The 16,224-nt window shown below is 61.6% G+C and carries 16 protein-coding genes; 11 read left to right on the forward strand and 5 right to left on the reverse strand.

Features of this window, described 5'->3' with window-relative positions; all coding sequences use genetic code 11:
- Positions 1 to 17: 17 nt before the first annotated feature.
- The 5 genes from coxB to B5X78_RS10205 are packed head-to-tail and all read left to right on the forward strand — an operon-like array spanning position 18 to position 4,267.
- Complete coding sequence (coxB, locus tag B5X78_RS10190) at positions 18 to 998, forward strand: cytochrome c oxidase subunit II (RefSeq protein ID WP_079724278.1); 981 nt, start codon at positions 18 to 20, stop codon at positions 996 to 998.
- A gap of 28 nt (positions 999 to 1,026) precedes the next feature.
- Entirely contained in the window at positions 1,027 to 2,640 is a 1,614-nt protein-coding gene (gene ctaD / locus B5X78_RS10195) for a cytochrome c oxidase subunit I (protein WP_079724279.1), read from the forward strand.
- A 32-nt stretch (positions 2,641 to 2,672) separates the two neighbouring features.
- Positions 2,673 to 2,795, forward strand: a complete 123-nt coding sequence (locus B5X78_RS18830) for a hypothetical protein (protein WP_268234359.1) — start codon at positions 2,673 to 2,675, stop codon at positions 2,793 to 2,795.
- The gene (locus B5X78_RS10200; protein ID WP_079724280.1) at positions 2,792 to 3,367 is read left to right on the forward strand and encodes a cytochrome c oxidase assembly protein; all 576 of its coding nucleotides are present in this window, start codon (positions 2,792 to 2,794) and stop codon (positions 3,365 to 3,367) included. The genes B5X78_RS18830 and B5X78_RS10200 overlap by 4 nt, the downstream gene beginning before the upstream one ends.
- 24 nt (positions 3,368 to 3,391) lie before the next feature.
- Entirely contained in the window at positions 3,392 to 4,267 is an 876-nt protein-coding gene (locus B5X78_RS10205) for a cytochrome c oxidase subunit 3 (RefSeq protein WP_079724281.1), read from the forward strand.
- Positions 4,268 to 4,417: 150 nt separating this feature from the next.
- Here the strand turns inward: B5X78_RS10205 and B5X78_RS10210 are convergent, their stop codons facing one another.
- Positions 4,418 to 4,636 (reverse strand): twin transmembrane helix small protein, encoded by a 219-nt coding sequence (locus B5X78_RS10210; RefSeq protein ID WP_079724282.1) that lies wholly within the window; start codon positions 4,634 to 4,636, stop codon positions 4,418 to 4,420.
- Positions 4,637 to 4,714: 78 nt separating this feature from the next.
- On the opposite strand from B5X78_RS10210, the gene B5X78_RS10215 reads away from it, so the two are divergent.
- The 4 genes from B5X78_RS10215 to B5X78_RS10230 are packed head-to-tail and all read left to right on the forward strand — an operon-like array spanning position 4,715 to position 8,064.
- Positions 4,715 to 5,461, forward strand: coding sequence for an SURF1 family protein (locus tag B5X78_RS10215; protein WP_079724283.1), 747 nt, complete (start codon positions 4,715 to 4,717; stop codon positions 5,459 to 5,461).
- Positions 5,458 to 6,027 carry a hypothetical protein gene (locus tag B5X78_RS10220; protein WP_079724284.1) on the forward strand — a complete coding sequence of 190 codons (570 nt, stop codon included), beginning with the start codon at positions 5,458 to 5,460 and terminating at the stop codon, positions 6,025 to 6,027. The genes B5X78_RS10215 and B5X78_RS10220 overlap by 4 nt, the downstream gene beginning before the upstream one ends.
- Before the next feature lie 13 nt (positions 6,028 to 6,040).
- The gene (locus B5X78_RS10225; protein WP_079724285.1) at positions 6,041 to 7,186 is read left to right on the forward strand and encodes a COX15/CtaA family protein; all 1,146 of its coding nucleotides are present in this window, start codon (positions 6,041 to 6,043) and stop codon (positions 7,184 to 7,186) included.
- Entirely contained in the window at positions 7,183 to 8,064 is an 882-nt protein-coding gene (locus tag B5X78_RS10230) for a heme o synthase (protein ID WP_079724286.1), read from the forward strand. Before B5X78_RS10225 ends, B5X78_RS10230 begins: the two co-directional genes overlap by 4 nt.
- 54 nt (positions 8,065 to 8,118) lie before the next feature.
- Here the strand turns inward: B5X78_RS10230 and B5X78_RS18440 are convergent, their stop codons facing one another.
- Positions 8,119 to 8,421, reverse strand: a complete 303-nt coding sequence (locus B5X78_RS18440) for a hypothetical protein (RefSeq protein WP_139381488.1) — start codon at positions 8,419 to 8,421, stop codon at positions 8,119 to 8,121.
- 373 nt (positions 8,422 to 8,794) lie between these two features.
- On the opposite strand from B5X78_RS18440, the gene B5X78_RS10235 reads away from it, so the two are divergent.
- Together B5X78_RS10235 and B5X78_RS18445 are read left to right on the forward strand one after the other, a co-directional pair.
- Positions 8,795 to 9,226 carry a hypothetical protein gene (locus tag B5X78_RS10235; RefSeq protein ID WP_079724287.1) on the forward strand — a complete coding sequence of 144 codons (432 nt, stop codon included), beginning with the start codon at positions 8,795 to 8,797 and terminating at the stop codon, positions 9,224 to 9,226.
- A gap of 356 nt (positions 9,227 to 9,582) precedes the next feature.
- Positions 9,583 to 10,062 carry a hypothetical protein gene (locus B5X78_RS18445; protein WP_139381489.1) on the forward strand — a complete coding sequence of 160 codons (480 nt, stop codon included), beginning with the start codon at positions 9,583 to 9,585 and terminating at the stop codon, positions 10,060 to 10,062.
- Between the two features lie 182 nt (positions 10,063 to 10,244).
- On the opposite strand, the gene B5X78_RS10240 is transcribed toward B5X78_RS18445, so the two are convergent.
- From B5X78_RS10240 to B5X78_RS10250, 3 genes are all read right to left on the reverse strand, one after another.
- Complete coding sequence (locus B5X78_RS10240; protein WP_217698658.1) at positions 10,245 to 12,233, reverse strand: alpha/beta hydrolase family protein; 1,989 nt, start codon at positions 12,231 to 12,233, stop codon at positions 10,245 to 10,247.
- A gap of 169 nt (positions 12,234 to 12,402) precedes the next feature.
- Positions 12,403 to 13,530 carry an HlyD family secretion protein gene (locus B5X78_RS10245; RefSeq protein ID WP_229730919.1) on the reverse strand — a complete coding sequence of 376 codons (1,128 nt, stop codon included), beginning with the start codon at positions 13,528 to 13,530 and terminating at the stop codon, positions 12,403 to 12,405.
- A 128-nt stretch (positions 13,531 to 13,658) separates the two neighbouring features.
- Positions 13,659 to 15,770, reverse strand: coding sequence for a peptidase domain-containing ABC transporter (locus B5X78_RS10250; RefSeq protein WP_079724289.1), 2,112 nt, complete (start codon positions 15,768 to 15,770; stop codon positions 13,659 to 13,661).
- Positions 15,771 to 16,224: the final 454 nt, after the last annotated feature.

The raw sequence follows: 16,224 nt of genomic DNA on the forward strand, positions 1-16,224 counted from the left end.
CATTTGGGGTCTAGGCAATGACGCAAGTGAATGGGTTTTTTAAGCGTTTGATCACCGCCTGCACGCTGCTGGCCATGCCAGTGCTGGCGTGGGCGCAGCCGGCGGACCCGAAGCCGTGGCAGCTGAACATGGGTCGGGGCGTCACCAGCTCCTCCCAGCACGCCTATGACGCGCACATGATCGCGTTCTGGGTCTGCGTGGTGATCGGCATCGCGGTGTTTGGCGCGATGTTCTACGCCATGTTCAAGTTCCGGAAGTCCAAGGGTGCGGTGGCCGCGCAGTTCAGCCACAACACCACGGCCGAGATCATCTGGACCGTCATCCCGGTGGTGATCCTGGTAATCATGGCCTTCCCGGCGACCAAGAAGCTGATTGCCATGTACGACACCCGTGATGCCGAGATGACCGTCAAGGTCACCGGTTACCAGTGGATGTGGAAGTACGAGTACCTGGGCGAGGACGTGGAGTTCACCAGCCGCCTGGCCAAGCAGTCCGACGCGTTCCGCCAGAGCAAGCAGGTCGCCACGGTCAAGGACAACCCGCACTACCTGCTGGAAGTGGACAACGAGCTGGTGCTGCCGGTGAACACCAAGATCCGCTTCGTGATCACCGCCGACGACGTCATCCACGCCTGGTGGGTGCCGGCACTGGGCTGGAAGCAGGACGCCATCCCGGGCATCGTCAACGAGGCTTGGACCGACATCCAGACCCCGGGCGTGTACCGCGGCCAGTGTGCCGAGCTGTGCGGCAAGGACCACGGCTTCATGCCGATCGTCGTGCGCGCGGTGAGCAAGGAAGATTTCCAGAAGTGGCTGGCCAGCAAGCAGCCCGCCCCGGCGCCGGCTCCGGCCGCCCCGGTGGAAGCGCCGGCCGCTCCGGTGGAAGCGCCGGCCGCTCCGGCCACCGAGGCCGCGCCGGCTGATGCCGCGCCCGCCGCCGCAGGCGCCGCTCCGCAGGCCGCCCCTTCCGATGAGTCTGCGCCCCAGGCGCAGGCTTAATCGTCCGCTTACGCAAGAGAATACGAACATGGCACATACCGCAGTCGATCATCACGACGATCACCACGGTCACCAGCAGAGCTTCATCGAGCGGTGGTTCTTCTCCACGAACCACAAGGACATCGGCACGCTCTATCTGGTTTTCAGCTTCATCATGTTCATCATCGGCGCAGGCATGTCGGTGATCATCCGCGCCGAGCTGGCGGTGCCGGGCCTGCAGTTCGTCAGCCCCGAGTTCTTCAACCAGATGACCTCGGTGCATGCGCTGGTGATGATCTTCGGCGGCGTGATGCCGGCGTTCGTCGGCCTGGCCAACTGGATGATTCCGTTGCAGGTGGGCGCGCCCGACATGGCGCTGCCGCGCATGAACAACTGGTCCTTCTGGATCATGCCGTTCGCCTTCACCCTGCTGCTGGGCACGCTGTTCCTGCCGGGCGGCGCGCCGGCCGGTGGCTGGACCCTGTACCCGCCGCTGTCGCTGCAGGGCGGCGCCAACGTGGCGTTCACCATCTTCGCCATCCACATGATGGGCGTGAGCTCGATCATGGGCGCGATCAACATCATCGCCACCGTGCTCAACATGCGCGCGCCCGGCATTGACCTGTTGAAGATGCCGATCTTCTGCTGGACCTGGCTGATCACCGCATTCCTGCTGATCGCGGTGATGCCGGTGCTGGCCGGTGCGGTGACCATGCTGCTGACCGACAAGTTCTTCGGCACCAGCTTCTTCAACGCCGCCGGCGGCGGCGACCCGGTGATGTACCAGCACATCTTCTGGTTCTTCGGTCACCCCGAGGTCTACATCATGATCCTGCCGGCGTTCGGCGTGGTGTCGGAAATCATCCCGACCTTCAGCCGCAAGCCGCTGTTCGGCTACCAGGCCATGGTGTACGCCACCGCGTCGATCGCGTTCCTGTCGTTCATCGTCTGGGCGCACCACATGTTCACCGTGGGCATGCCGCTGGGTGGCGAAATCTACTTCATGTTCGCGACCATGCTGATCGCCATCCCGACCGGCGTGAAGGTGTTCAACTGGGTCAGCACCATGTGGAAGGGCTCGCTGACCTTTGAAACCCCGATGCTGTGGGCGGTGGGCTTCGTCATCCTGTTCACCATCGGTGGCTTCTCCGGCCTGATGCTGGCCATCGTGCCGGCCGACTTCCAGTACCACGACACCTACTTCGTGGTCGCGCACTTCCACTACGTGCTGGTGACCGGCGCGCTGTTCTCCATCATTGCCGCCACCTACTACTGGTGGCCCAAGTGGACCGGCCGCATGTACAACGAGACCGCCGGCAAGTTCCACTTCTGGTGGACGGTGGTGTTCGTCAACCTGCTGTTCTTCCCGCAGCACTTCCTGGGCCTGGCCGGCATGCCGCGCCGCATCCCGGACTACAACCCGGTGTTCGCCGACTGGAACCTGGTCAGCTCGATTGGCGCGTTCGGCATGTTCCTGACGCCCTTCATGATGGCCTTCATCCTGTGGCGTTCGCTGCGCACGGGCGAGAAGGCTCCGGCGCGCGCGTGGGAACACGCCCGTGGCCTGGAGTGGACCGTGCCGTCGCCGGCGCCGCACCACACCTTCAGCACCCCGCCGGTCATCAAGGATGGCGATCTGGCGCACGGCGACGTGACCCACTGAACGTCGCCGCAGGTTGATCGATGAACGCCCCGATGCTCACGCCTGAAGAAGTCGCCCGCCGCCGCAAGGCGGTGGTGCGCACGGCGTGGGTGATGGGTGGCATCGCGCTGCTGATCTTCGTGTTGTTCATCGGTCGCGCGGTACTCAGCGCATGAGCACGCCCAAGTCCAACTCGGCAGGCTTGTTCAAGCTGGTCGGCGTGGCGCTGGCGGTGTTCGTGCTGACCTTCTCGCTGGTGCCGCTGTACCGCATCGCCTGCGAGAAAGTGTTCGGCGTGCGCCTGGAGCAGGGCCCCGGCCAGGCGAAGATCGCCACGGCCAAGGCCAAGCGCACGGTGACCGTGCAGTTCGACGGCGGAGTGAACTCCAAGCTGCCGTGGGCGTTCCATCCCGAACAGATGACCATGCAGGTGGTGCCCGGCGAGCTGTACGAAGCCAAGTACTTCGCCCGCAACGACAGCGAGCGCGCCATCGTCGGCAGCGCCGTGCCATCTGTGGCGCCGGCGCGGGCCTCGGGCTACTTCACCAAGACCGAATGCTTCTGCTTCACCGCCCAGACCCTGCAGGCCGGTGAAGTGCGCGACATGCCGGTGCGCTTCATCGTCGATGCCAATCTGCCGGACGACGTGAAGACCATCACCCTGTCGTATACCTTCTACAAGAACGATGCCCTGACCGCCCGCCTTGATGGCGGCCAGGCCTCCACCGCGCCGCATGCGGCGCCCTGATTGAGCACAACGGAAGACTTCGCCATGGCCCACGCCTCGCCAGACGCCAACATTTATTTCGTGCCACACAGCAGCAAGTGGCCGATCGTGGGATCCGTGTCCCTGTTCGTGACCATGGTCGGCGTGGCCAGCTGGCTCAATGACTGGGCCTGGGGCCAGTGGATGTTCTACGCCGGCATCGTGATGCTGTGCGCCACCTTGTTCATGTGGTTTGGCGACGTCATCCGCGAGTCGATCAGCGGCCACTACAACAAGCAGGTGGACGTGTCCTTCCGCATGGGCATGGTCTGGTTCATTTTTTCCGAAGTGATGTTCTTCGGCGCCTTCTTCGGCGCGCTGTTCTATGCCCGCCAGTTCGCGCTGCCGTGGCTGGGCGGCGAAGGCGATGGCGTGATGACCAACTCGCTGCTGTGGGAAGGTTTCAGCGCCGCGTGGCCGAGCTCGGGTCCGGGCCAGGTCGGCGGTCATTTCCAGACCATCCCGGCCTGGGGCCTGCCGCTGATCAACACCCTGATCCTGCTGACCTCGGGCGTGACCATCACCATCGCCCACCATGCGCTGAAGGCCGGCCACCGCAAGCAGTTGCTGGTGTTCCTGGGCCTGACCGTGGTGCTGGGCTGCACGTTCCTGTTCTATCAGGCCGAGGAATACATCCACGCCTACAAGGAACTGAACCTCACGCTGGGTTCGGGCATCTACGGCTCCACCTTCTTCATGCTGACCGGCTTCCACGGTGCGCACGTCACCCTGGGCACGATCATGCTGGCGATCATCTGGCTGCGTTGCGCCAGGGGCCACTTCACCAAGGACGAGCATTTCGGTTTCGAAGCCGTCGCCTGGTACTGGCATTTCGTCGACGTGGTGTGGCTGGGTCTGTTCCTGTTCGTCTACGTGCTGTAAGCGCGCCAGGCGGAAGCCACGAACCGGCCGCCGTCACGGCGCTGGTTCGCGGCAACAAAAAAGCGACGGCCTGGCCGTCGCTTTTTTTTCCACTCCACAGCCGTATGGCGGCCGCTCCGCATCCGCCGTGCGGTCAGTGCACGGCGACGGTCACGCGCCGACGCCGTGCGGCACGATCCAGCCCATCTTGATCGCCAGCACCACCAGCAGGATCAGCGCGATGGACAGGCCGATGCGACGAGTCAGCGCATTGACGGTACGCTTGCTCTGGCCCTTGTCGACCAGCAGGTAATACAAGCCTGCGCCCAGGTTCCACAGGATGAGGATCAGGAACCCGATTACTACCAGGGTCTTCAACGAGTCGTTCATGAGAGCCTCTGAGGCACGCCATATGTACAAGACCGACATTATCGCAGCCTGGCGGGTGCGCGCGTGAGCCGCCGGCGCATGCCGCTGTGGCTGGGTTGGCTGCTGGCGGGCGGGGTGATCGCGCTGTTCTGCTCGCTCGGCAGCTGGCAGCTGGGTCGCGCCAAACAGAAGGAAGCGATGCTGGCCGACGCGCAGCGCATCCTGGCCGAGCGCCGGCCGGTGCCGCTGATCGCACGCGCGCAGGGCGAGCACGCGCGGGACTACAGCTGGACCCAGGGCCACGGCCGCTATCTGCCAACGCCGGCCGTGCTGCTGGACAACCAGAACCATCAGGGCCGCGCCGGCGTGCGCGTGCTGCGGCTGTTCCAGCCCGACGATGGCGCCGCGCCGTTGCTGGTGGATCTGGGCTGGCTGCCGCTGCCCGGTGATCGCCGGCTGCCGCCGCTGCCGGAGATGGCCGGGCCGTCAGAAGTCCGCGGCCTGCTCGCACCGCCCCCTTCCGAAGGCATGGCGCGCGCGCTGGCCAGCCGCCAGCCGGACGGCGCCATCCTGACCACCGCACTGGATGCGCCCGAACTGCCCGCGCTGCTGGGCGTGGCCACGCTCTCGCCGCGCCTGCTTAAGCTGGATCCGGCCCTGCCCGGCGGCTACGCTCGTGATCTGGACATCCTGCCCAACACCCTGCCGCCGCAACGCCACCTGGGCTATGCGGTGCAATGGTTCGGCCTGGCGCTGGCGGTGCTCATCACCGCGCTGGTGGTGAGCCTGCGCGGTCGTGGCAAACGCGGGCGGGACGCGGCCAGCCATGAGAAAATGCCACGATGACCTCGACGCCCCCCGATGCCGCCCGCACCCGCGGACGCTGGATTCTCGTTGGCCTGTTCGCCCTGTTCTTCGGCACCGTGTTCGGCGCCGGCGTGCTGCGCTTTGCCGGCTGGCAACCCGTCAATCACAAGAACAGCGGCGAAATGCTGCAACCGGCCATCGATGCGCGCGCGGTGACGCCGCAGCTGCTCGATGGCGGCGACTACGCCTGGAATCCGGGCGAGCGCATCTGGCGCATCGCGGTGGTCGCGCCCGCCGATTGCGGCCAGGCCTGCAGCAAGCTCGCCCACGATCTGGATAAAGTGTGGCGTTTGTTCGGTCATCGCGCCGACAAGGTGGAAATCCTCTGGATTGGTCCGCTGCCCGCCGATGCACCCGTCACCGAATCACGCAAGCAGATCCAGGCCACGCCCGAACTGCTGGCCGTGTTGCCGCGCCACACCGACGCCAAGGGCGCGCCGGTGTACGTGATCGATCCGAACGGCTTCGTCGTCCTGCGCTATGCACCGGGCTTTGACGCCGGCGGCTTGTACAAAGACGTGTCGAAGCTCTTGAAGTTGATGTAAGGGACGCCCCGAGATGAATGCTGTCGCCCGCCCGCTGCTGTATCGCCACTTCCACCGTATCGCCTGGCTGGCGGTGGCGCTCGCGCTGGGCGTGATCGTCTTCGGCGCATTCGTGCGCCTGTCCAATGCCGGCCTGAGCTGCCCGGACTGGCCCACCTGTTACGGCCGCGCCACCTGGCCCAAGGCCACGCATGAAGTGGTGGATCATGCCGCCAGTGCGATCCGTCCGTTTGAAACCCACAAGGCCTGGCGCGAACAGATCCACCGCCATCTCGCCGCGACCCTGGGCACGCTGGTGCTGATCCTGTCGTTGCTGGCCGCGCGTCGCCGCAGGTTTGGCCTGGCCACGATTCTCGGCGCATCGGCGCTGGTGGCCGCGGCCATTCCGCTGTACATGCATGGCGAGCACGTGGCGGCATCGGTGCTGGCGATCATCGGCGAAGCCATATTGCTGGTGGCCGCATTCCGTTGGTCGAACATCGACCTGGCGCGCGCAACCGCGCTGACCCTGGCGGTGATCATCTTCCAGGCGCTGCTGGGCATGTGGACGGTGACCTGGCTGCTCAAGCCGATCGTGGTCATGGGCCATCTTGTCGGTGGCCTGACCACGTTCTCGCTGCTGGTATGGATCGCGTGGCGTGCGACCGATCGGCCGATCACGCTGGCCGGTGCACGCGTGCTGCGCAATTGGGTCATCGTCGGGCTGGTGTTGCTGGGCATCCAGATTGCGCTGGGCGGTTGGGTCAGCGCCAACTACGCCGCGGTCGCCTGCGGCCTGGATTTCCCCAAGTGCGTGGGCCGCTGGTGGCCGCCGACCAATTTCAGCGAAGGCTTCGTGCTCTGGCGCGGCATCGGCGTGGATTACGAAGGCGGCGTGCTCGATGGCGCCTCGCGCATCGCCATCCAGATGACCCACCGCATCATGGCGGTGATCGTGGCGCTGTACATGCTGTTGCTGTCGTGGCGCCTGCTGCGCACGCCGGGCATGCGTGGCTGGGCGGTGACGGTGCTGGTGTTGATCCTGGCGCAGTTCACCCTGGGCGTGCTCAACGTCAAGTTGAACCTGCCGCTGCACGTGGCGGTGGCGCACAACGCTGGCGCTGCCCTGCTGTTGTTCACCCTGGTGTCGTTGTGCGCACGCCTGCGCTCGCCGGAATGACATTCCCCATGCGCCAGTACTGGTCGCTGACCAAGCCACGCGTGGTCGCGCTGATCGTGTTCACCGCGATCGTCGGCATGTTCCTGGCCATCGACGGCCTGCCAACGGGGCAGGAAACCCTGCGCGGTGGCCTGGGCTTCCTCGGCATCTGGCTGGCCGCGGCCAGTGCGGCGGCCATCAACCAGCTGCTGGATGCGCGCATCGACGCCAAGATGGCGCGCACCTCCTGGCGCCCGCTGGTGGTGGGCGAGGTCAAACCCTGGCAGGCGCTGGTGTTCGCGCTGTCGCTGGCGGTGTTGTCGATGACCATCCTGGTGGTGTGGGTCAACGTGATGACCGCGCTGCTGACCTTCGCTTCGCTGATCGGTTACGCGGTGGTCTACACGGTGTATCTCAAGCGCGCCACGCCGCAGAACATCGTGATTGGCGGCATTGCCGGCGCCGCGCCGCCGTTGCTGGGCTGGTCGACCATGACCGGCATGCAGGGCGACTGGGACTGGGCGCATGCGCTGCTGCTGGTGCTGATCATCTTCGTCTGGACGCCGCCGCATTTCTGGGCGCTGGCGATTTTCCGCCGCGAGGATTACGCGCGCGCACTGGTGCCGATGCTGCCGGTGACCCACGGCGTGACCTACACGCGCTGGCAGATCCTGTTCTACACGGTGTTGCTGGTGGAAGTGAGCGTGCTGCCGGTGATCTTCGGCATGAGCGGTCTGTTCTACCTGGGCGGCGCTCTGGTGCTGGGCCTGGTGTTCCTGTGGTACGCCTGGCGCCTGCTGGATCCGCCGGACGAGTTGTTCCCGATGAAGGTATTCAACTACTCCATCGTCTATCTGATGGCGATGTTCGCCTTCCTGCTGGTGGATCACTGGATCTGAATCCAGTGGCCGGGCCCTGTGCAAGACAGGCCCCGGCCTTTCGGTTTGCCGGCATCAGGCAGCCAGCGGGTCTTCCGTTTCCTCCAGGGCTTGCGCCAGTTGGGTGCTGAGCAGGCCCAGGCAGCCGCTCCACTGCTCGGGTGTGATGATGGGATCGTCATTGCGCGAGAGCGTCAGCAGGTGGAGCAGGTGCAGGGTTTCCTGCACGGTCCAGAGTTGCTGGCGGGCGTCGTCGGAGAACGGGGCGGGGGTGGGAGGGGCCGGCGGTGACGGGGGCGAAGGCGGTGCGGGAGGCGGGCTGAAGGCGCCTTCGGTAGCCGGGCGGAGGAGGGTGCTTGTAGGATTGAAGCTAGCCATGGTCAGTAACTCCTTTACTGGTTTTGGTTAGCGGGCCGGCTGAGTTGCTGCTCAGACGGTCCGCGCTTTTGTCTCGCAGCTGGGGTGAAGCGGGGCGCTGCGGGAGGGGGATGCCCTGTAGCAAAACCTAAGACCTGTAGCGACGAACTGCACCTATATCGCGAAAGAAATTTTGTCGGGGAAGTCCGCGTGTGAGCGTCGGAAACGGCTGACAGGAAGCGGGGGCCAGAGCAGGTTTTCTGGACGCTGCCGCAGCAAAGATGAAAACATGCTCTGACCCCTGTTTCAGAAGAGAACGCTCGTCAGCGAAGGGTAAGTCTGAGGCGTCAGATGCTCAACCTGGGAAAAGGCGGAACACTAGGGAGCGTAGGGAATGAAGAGCCTGTTGCTTCTACTTTTGGTTGCCAACGTGCAGGACTGCTTTGCAGGCGAGAAGAAGGAGTGCGACTTCTCGAAAGCTGAGCTTGAGAAAGAGGTGTCCAGATCGGCCAACTGGGAGCTGGTGCCAGGAGGGTACTGGAAGATGGTTGGGACGATCAGACCTCCGATCGGCGAACTTTGTGCATACCACTACTCGGCAGTCGTCGGAACTGGCAAGCATGGAATCGACAGGTTGGTCATCCTGCGTAGGGGTGGCAAGTACATGGGTTCTTATGGAATCACCCTACCCGAGAGCATAGACGTCTCCGGAAACACACTTCGTATTCAATCTGACGGCGGCAGCGTTGATGTCGTTGAATTTCGGTCGGAAGACTTGCCAGACACTATCTTCGTGGATGGTGAACTGATCCCCATAACGCCGTAGGAAAACAGGGGTCAGGGCAGGTCTTATGGATGCTGCCGGAGCCAAGATGAAAACGTGCTCTGACCCCTGTTTCCTTCGATCTTGATCGAGATCTGGCTGGAGGTGCTACAGGGCGCACTTCAATCGGTGCGGAGATAGCAATTTCTGGAAATACGAATGGCGTTTTAGGAATGGATGGTGGGACGATTCCTTCAACGGGTGCCGATACGTTGATGCACGAAATTGTCGCACATGCTTTGCCAGAGATTGGATTTCCAGGAACAGGGAACGGGATTCAAAACGAAAACATAATTCGAAAGGAAATTGGCCTGCCCCTTAGGCGCGAAATTGCTCATCCCGAAGTCAGGTAGACGAACATGCGCAGAGTAGTCATCTCGGTTCTCTTGCTCCTTACATCTTGTAACGCATCGGGTAATGAACTACGTCGATATCCGTTCAAAGAACTGATCGAACGGTCCGATGTCATCGTTGTGGCAACAGGGACGGGCCGCAAGAAGAAAGGCCTGTCAAGTTCTCTCAATGAAGTGAGTCGTCTTGAGGTTAAAACAGCGGTGAAAGGTGAGCCGAAATCCATCTTTGACTTGATCACCTCAGGTCAGTTCATTGAACTCGATGTCGATTGCTGCGAGAAGGGCGACTCATATTTGGTATTTGCGCAAGAAGCAAAATCAGAAATGTACGCGCCAACTAATGGTCAATTCAGTGTGCTTAGGGTGAAGGATGGGGAGGTTCTGAATTTTCTCGACTTTGGAACCTCGGAATCACTGGATGCAATTATCGAAAGCGTGAGAAGTTCGGACTGCAAAATAGACTTCAACGTTTCAGGACCCGAGTAATAGTTTGAACTCCATGGATTAGAACTCCAACTAGCGTAGTAGCAGGCTCGGAGAGGCTTGTGACGGAAACGTAGCTCTCCCTGGCAGTCGCGTTCTTAACAAGGGCCAAAGTTTGCTAATGAACAAGATGCTCAACGAAAAATGTCTTGGGCCGCACGCTGCGTCATTGCGACCGCATCGACCTACTTCAACAAGTGCTGCTGCCAAAACACCATCGATGCTGCACCAAAGTAATCACTGTTGGATTTCTTCTGGAACCCATGGCCCTCGTCCGAGAACTCCAGATACCACACCGGCTGCCCATTGCCGCGCACGGCCTTCACGATCTGCTCTGCCTCGGTGTACGGCACGCGCGGGTCATTGCGGCCCTGGGCAACGAACAACGGGGAGGTAATGCGCTTGGCGCCATTAAGCGGGGAGATCTTCTCGAAGTGCGCGGCCATCGCCGGATCCCGCTCGTCACCGTATTCGGCACGGCGCAGGTCGCGGCGGTAGCTCTCGGTGTTCTTCAGGAAGGTACCGAAGTGCGAGATGCCGACGATGTCGATGCCGGCGCGGATGCGATCGCTGTAATGCATCAGCGACGCCAGCACCATGTAGCCGCCATAGCTGCCACCCATCACGCCGACGCGGTTGGCATCCAGTTCCGGTTGTTGCGCAATCCAGTCCAGCAGCGCGCCGATGTCCTTGACCGAATCCTCGCGCTTGAAGCCATTGTCCATCTGCACAAAGCTTTTGCCGTAACCGGTGGAGCCGCGCACGTTGGGCACCAGCACCGCCACACCCAGTTCGTTGAGCAGGAACTGCGTGGTGGCGTTGAAGGTGGGCAGCGACTGGCCTTCCGGTCCGCCGTGGATGCTGATGATCACCGGCACCTTGCCGCCGGCCGCCGGCTTGCGCGGCTGGTAGTAGAACGCGGGAATCGTGCGCGGCTTGCCATCGACCTGATCAAAGGTGGGAAAGCGCACCAGCGTCGGCGCGACGAAGGTGGAGGAATCCAGCCCGCCGACTTCACTGCGCGTCCAGCGGGTGAGCGTGTTGGCCTGCAGATCGATCACCTGCACATCACTCGGCGAGGTCGCGGTGTTGAGGCTCAGCGCCAGCTGCTTGCCATCGGGCGAGAAGCCCAGGCCACCGACCACGCCGACAGGCAGCGCCGGCACCGGCAGTTCCTGCAGCGAAGGCCAGGCCAGCACATGCAGCTTGTCGATGCCGTCTTCATTGCTGACGTAGGCGATGCGCTTGCCGTCGCGTGAGACTTCCAGCGCATCCACATCCCAGGGGATATGCCCGCTGATCAACTTCAGCTCGCCGGTGGCGGGGTTGTGGTAACGCAGCGTGCGGAATTCCTGCGGCTTGCCGTCCACCGGCTCGTCGGACACGAACAGCGCGCTCTTGCCGCCGTCGACATAGCGGAACTCGCCGAACGCGGCCTTGCCGCCATCGACCGGGAAGCGCTTCAACGTGCCGGTGGCCAGATCCACTTCACCCGGGTAGGACTCATTGACCGAAACGTATTGGATCACCAGCAGCTTTTTGCCATCCGGCGAGAAGTCCAGCGCGTTCCAATGGCCACCCTCGGTCACCAGCGGGCGCGACTTGCGCGTGGCCAGATCCAGTAACCAGATGTCGCTGTCCTGGCCGTTGCGCGCGGTGCTGGTGAAAGCGAGCTGGCGGCCGTCATGCGAGAACAGCGGGCTGTCATTGCGCGACTTGCCGTCGGTGAGCAGCGTGGTCTGGCGCGACTTCAAGTCGAACCAGTACAGCTGCCAGAACTCGTTGCCGCCCTTGTCCTTGCCGAACACGAAGCCATCGTTGCCGGCCGGCGCGCTCTGCAAGCTGCTGAGCGGCTCGGGATAGAAGGTCAGCTGCTCGCGCATGCCCAGCGGCGCGCAGACCCGGTGCGCCTGCGCGGTCTCGGCGAAGCGGGTGCCAATGAGCACGCAGCCTTCCTGCGTCCAGCCGGAGAACAGCGCGCCGCGGGTGTTCTGGTAGCGGTTGAGCTGATCGATCAGCGCTTCGGGAATGGCCGGCACGTTCTCGGTGGTGCGATTGCCCACCTGTTCGCGTTGGGATGCTGTCGCGCCGGTGGTGCTCGACTGCGCGTGTGCGGAAGAGGCGAAGACGCCCAGGCCACAGGCCAGGGCGAGCAGGGCTGAACGATGCATCATTCTGGCTTCCCCAAGCGGATGAACGGCGAGCGTACCGTAAGCGAGACAGGAGGGGATGTGCCAGTGCGATATAGCTCAACCAGAAAGAGAGGTACCAGGTTCGGCCAAGGTCAAGAGCGACGGATAAGATGTCGACGCCCACGGCTAGGAGAAGGGCATCAGTCGATGCTCAATTCAAACTGCCAGAAAGAGCGTAAAGCGGTTCAAGCAGCCATTCGTACAACTTGCGGCGCTCGCCCATGATGTCGGCCTCAAGCGCCATGCCTGGCCGCAAAGGCTCTTCATTGCCATAGGCGAGCATGCTCTGCGACTCCAACAGGACGACGGCGCGGTAGTAGGGCTCGGAAAGACTGCCGTAAGCACCAGAGCTTTCCAGTTCATGCGGTTTCACTGCAATTCGCGAGATCCGTGCCACCCGTCCGCGAGCGTGTCCGAATTTCTGGTAGGGATATGCGGCATAGCGAAGTAGCACGGTGTCGCCCGGCTGAACGAAACCAATGGCCCGGCTGGGAATCCAGAGATGCGCCTGCAAGTTGGAGCCTTTCGGCACGAGGGAAACCAAATGTTGACCCGCCAGTACATTCTGGCCGGACTCGACCAGGTGCGTGGCCAGCAAGCCATCCACTGGTGCCTTCAACAGCACCTCGCTACTCGCCTGCTCTACGATGCGCTGGTGCTGCAACTGCGCCAGCGAGTTTATTGTGGCAGCCGATTGAGCCTGTCGCTTGGCCGGCAACTTGTGAAGGTCCTTACGCATTTGCAAAATGGTACGAGACAAATTAGTTGCTTGCCGTTCCATGGTCTGGAGCTGGTTAACCCATTCCAGCCAGGCCTGCTCCTGCTGGTCGACCTGAATCTTACTGACCACCTGCGTGTCGGAGATTCCCAGAAAGCGGTCAAGAGTTGCGCGCGCGAGCACGACTTGCTGCTGGCGTGTGGCGATGGATTGCTCGGTCTGCCGAAGTTCGAGTTCTACCTGTTGCAGTTGCTCAGTCAGGCTCTCGCGATCCAAGGACCATTGCACAGCACTCGCAGCATCAGCCATTCTCACGCTTGCAGCTTGAGCGTCCAAAGCTTGCCTGGAGGCCTTCTCCACACCCTGTCCGTCTGACAGCGCGTTTGGAACTTCGATGCGGACTAGAGGTTCACCGGCTTCCACTACGCGCCCCTCCGGTACGTAAAGGCGAGCTACAACTCCCGCCGCGGGTGCAAAAAGCGACGAAACGCCTAGATCGGGTACAAGTTGACCACGCACGCGCGAGTGATAGGAGTACTCTCCGAAGTACAGCAGAACCATCACGGTTCCTGTCAGCACCAAGGAGGCAGCACCCAGCACCCAAAGCCGTATTGGCTGGACCAGCGTTATCGAGCCAAGGTGGTGATTTTCGCGTGCGTCAATGGCTTCTTGTCGAAAGAGACCGCGCGCTACGAGCATGCTTCACCGAAGGACGGTAGATCTACTTCTGCGCATTCTCGTTTGTGCTCTCGAACAATACGCCCAGCTTCCATGACCAGTATTCGGTCAGCGCTGGCAATAGTCTCCGGGCGATGCGCAACAACAATTCGAGTCAACGGCAGGCGACCAATGGCCAGATTGACCTTACGTTCGCAGGTCACATCCAGATGACTGGAAGCTTCGTCCAGGAACAGAATGTGTGGTTCACAGTACAGAGCACGCGCTAAGAGAATCCGTTGCTTCTGTCCACCCGAAAAGGCCGAGCCCATGTCACCAGCCAAAGTCCGATAGCCCATGGGCATGGCCAGCACATCGTCATGGATTGCGGCAAGCCTAGCCGCGCGTTCAACACGCACAGGGTCGACGACCTCATGGCCCAGGGCAATGTTCTCGGCCACGCTCCCGGCGAAGAGTACGTCATCCTGCATGACCGCACCCACTTGTTGTCGATAGGAACGATGATGCTTGGCGTCTAAGCCCTGACCACCAATTCGAATGACGCCTTTGTCCGGATCCAAAAGGCCCAGGAGCAATTTCAGCAAGGTGCTCTTGCCACACCCAGACGGACCTACAATTGCTATTGACTCGCCATCAGCCACTTCAAAGCTGCAGTCGTGCAGAATCCACGGCTCATGCGGTGCATATCGAAAGGACAGGTTGGCTACGCTGAGGGATGCATTCCCCGCCGTCAGAATCTTGGCTTCGCCGACGACCGGCTGGGGAGCGGTGAGCGCGATGTCGGCCAGGCGCTCGCCATGTAAACCCAGCATGCGAAATTCAACGCCCTTGTCAATCAGGCTGGAGATGCGGCTTGAGAACTGGTCGCGGTATGCCATGTAGGCGATCAACATCCCTACCGAGAAGATATTCTCAAGTGTCAGTATGGCACCAAGCCATATGACGGTAAGCCGTTCCAGACCAAATATTATCTGGCTACTGCATGAGAAGAGCAGGCCAAGTCGTGCCAGAGAAACATCCCGATCGACTGTGCGCACGATGAGATTCTGGAACGCCGCTAGTCGAAGAGGCTCCGAGCCAGACACCTTGATGGATTGCATCCCTCGAAGAGTCTCCAACAGATGGCTATCTTGTCTTGCCCTCATCATCAGTTGCGCTTCCGTTCCATGGCGTAATGGGTGGAAGCTCAATGCTCGTAGCGCCATGTAACCAGTCGTGGCGACAAGTGAAACCAATGCCAACTTCCACGAGTACAGCAGCATCAGCGCAATGGTCAGGATTGCCATCGCCCCGTCGACGATGGCTTCGACCAAGGAAGTGGTTACGGCGCGTTGGATGCTCTGGACTGACGAGAATCGTGAGGCGACGTCTCCGAGATGCCGCTTCTCAAAGAATGCAAGCGGCAATCGAAACAGGTGACTACTCAGGTTGCACAGCCATTGCATTCCAACTTGGCTGGATAGGTGCATAACTGTCCAGGCGCGCAGGAAACCAATGCCAACCTGAAGGATGAAGATGGCCAGGAAGCCCAGGCCAAGGAGGGTCACTAGGTCTCGGTCAGCTAGAATAAGCGCATGGTCAACAATCCATTGCAAGTGAAACGGCGCGAGCATCACAAACACTTGCAGTGCCATCGATAGGGCCAGCACAAAACCGAGGGAACGCTTGAGGTTGTGGATATCTCCGCCAAGTTGACGGAGCGAAATGGTAGGTGGCTTGGCAGTAGGCTGGAAGTTGCCTTGTGGCGCTAGCTCTAACGCAATTCCACTGAACTTGCGCGAGAATTCTGCCCACGTGAACTGCATGGTTCCGACGGCAGGGTCCACAATCGTCAAGCGATTACGTCGTACGGCCTTGAGTACCACAAAGTGGTTGAGCTCCCAATGGAGAAGGCAGGGCAGCTCCAACTTGCCCACGTCGTTCAACTCCACTCGCAGAGCACGGGCACGCAATCCAAGATCTCCCGCGATCTCGATAAGCCGTAATAGTGTTGCGCCCTTTTGGGAGACCGAATGGCTACCGCGCAGAGCCCGCAGGCCACGGGAGTCGCCATGGTACGAAGCAATCATGGCCAAGCAAGCGAGGCCGCACTCAGAAGCTTCTGATTGCAGGTATACGTCCATGTTCCGGAAGACCGCCTATTCTTTGTGACGAAAAATGTAGTTCGCCAGCAAATAGGCAAGTAGTGAGACAGTGGCCAGCATTGGGATGTACAGGCTGCCAAGCAGCGCCCTTGGGAACGCAACGGATGCGAGCAGTACGAAAGCGATGATGGTAAGAGAGCGTAGAAAGTAGGTCATGCGCGCCGAGGGGCCGGTCACCCGGCCCCTCTAAGGTTACTGATACAGGTACCGGACAATCGAGCGACTGCCTGCAGGGCTGCGGATAGACATGCCTCCATCGTAGGGCGATGAGGCCCAGTTCGCGATAGCGGCACCGGCAATGCATCCTGCTGCACTGCCCCAAGGCCCCCCACGAGCGCCGATCGCGCCGCCGATTGCACACCCCCATGTCTCTCCCGACACCCCCAAGAGACCTCCGCCTGAGACTAATGCCAATTCGTCTTCGTTCAATTCG

This window comes from Pseudoxanthomonas indica, from assembly GCF_900167565.1.
Taxonomy (GTDB): domain Bacteria; phylum Pseudomonadota; class Gammaproteobacteria; order Xanthomonadales; family Xanthomonadaceae; genus Pseudoxanthomonas_A; species Pseudoxanthomonas_A indica.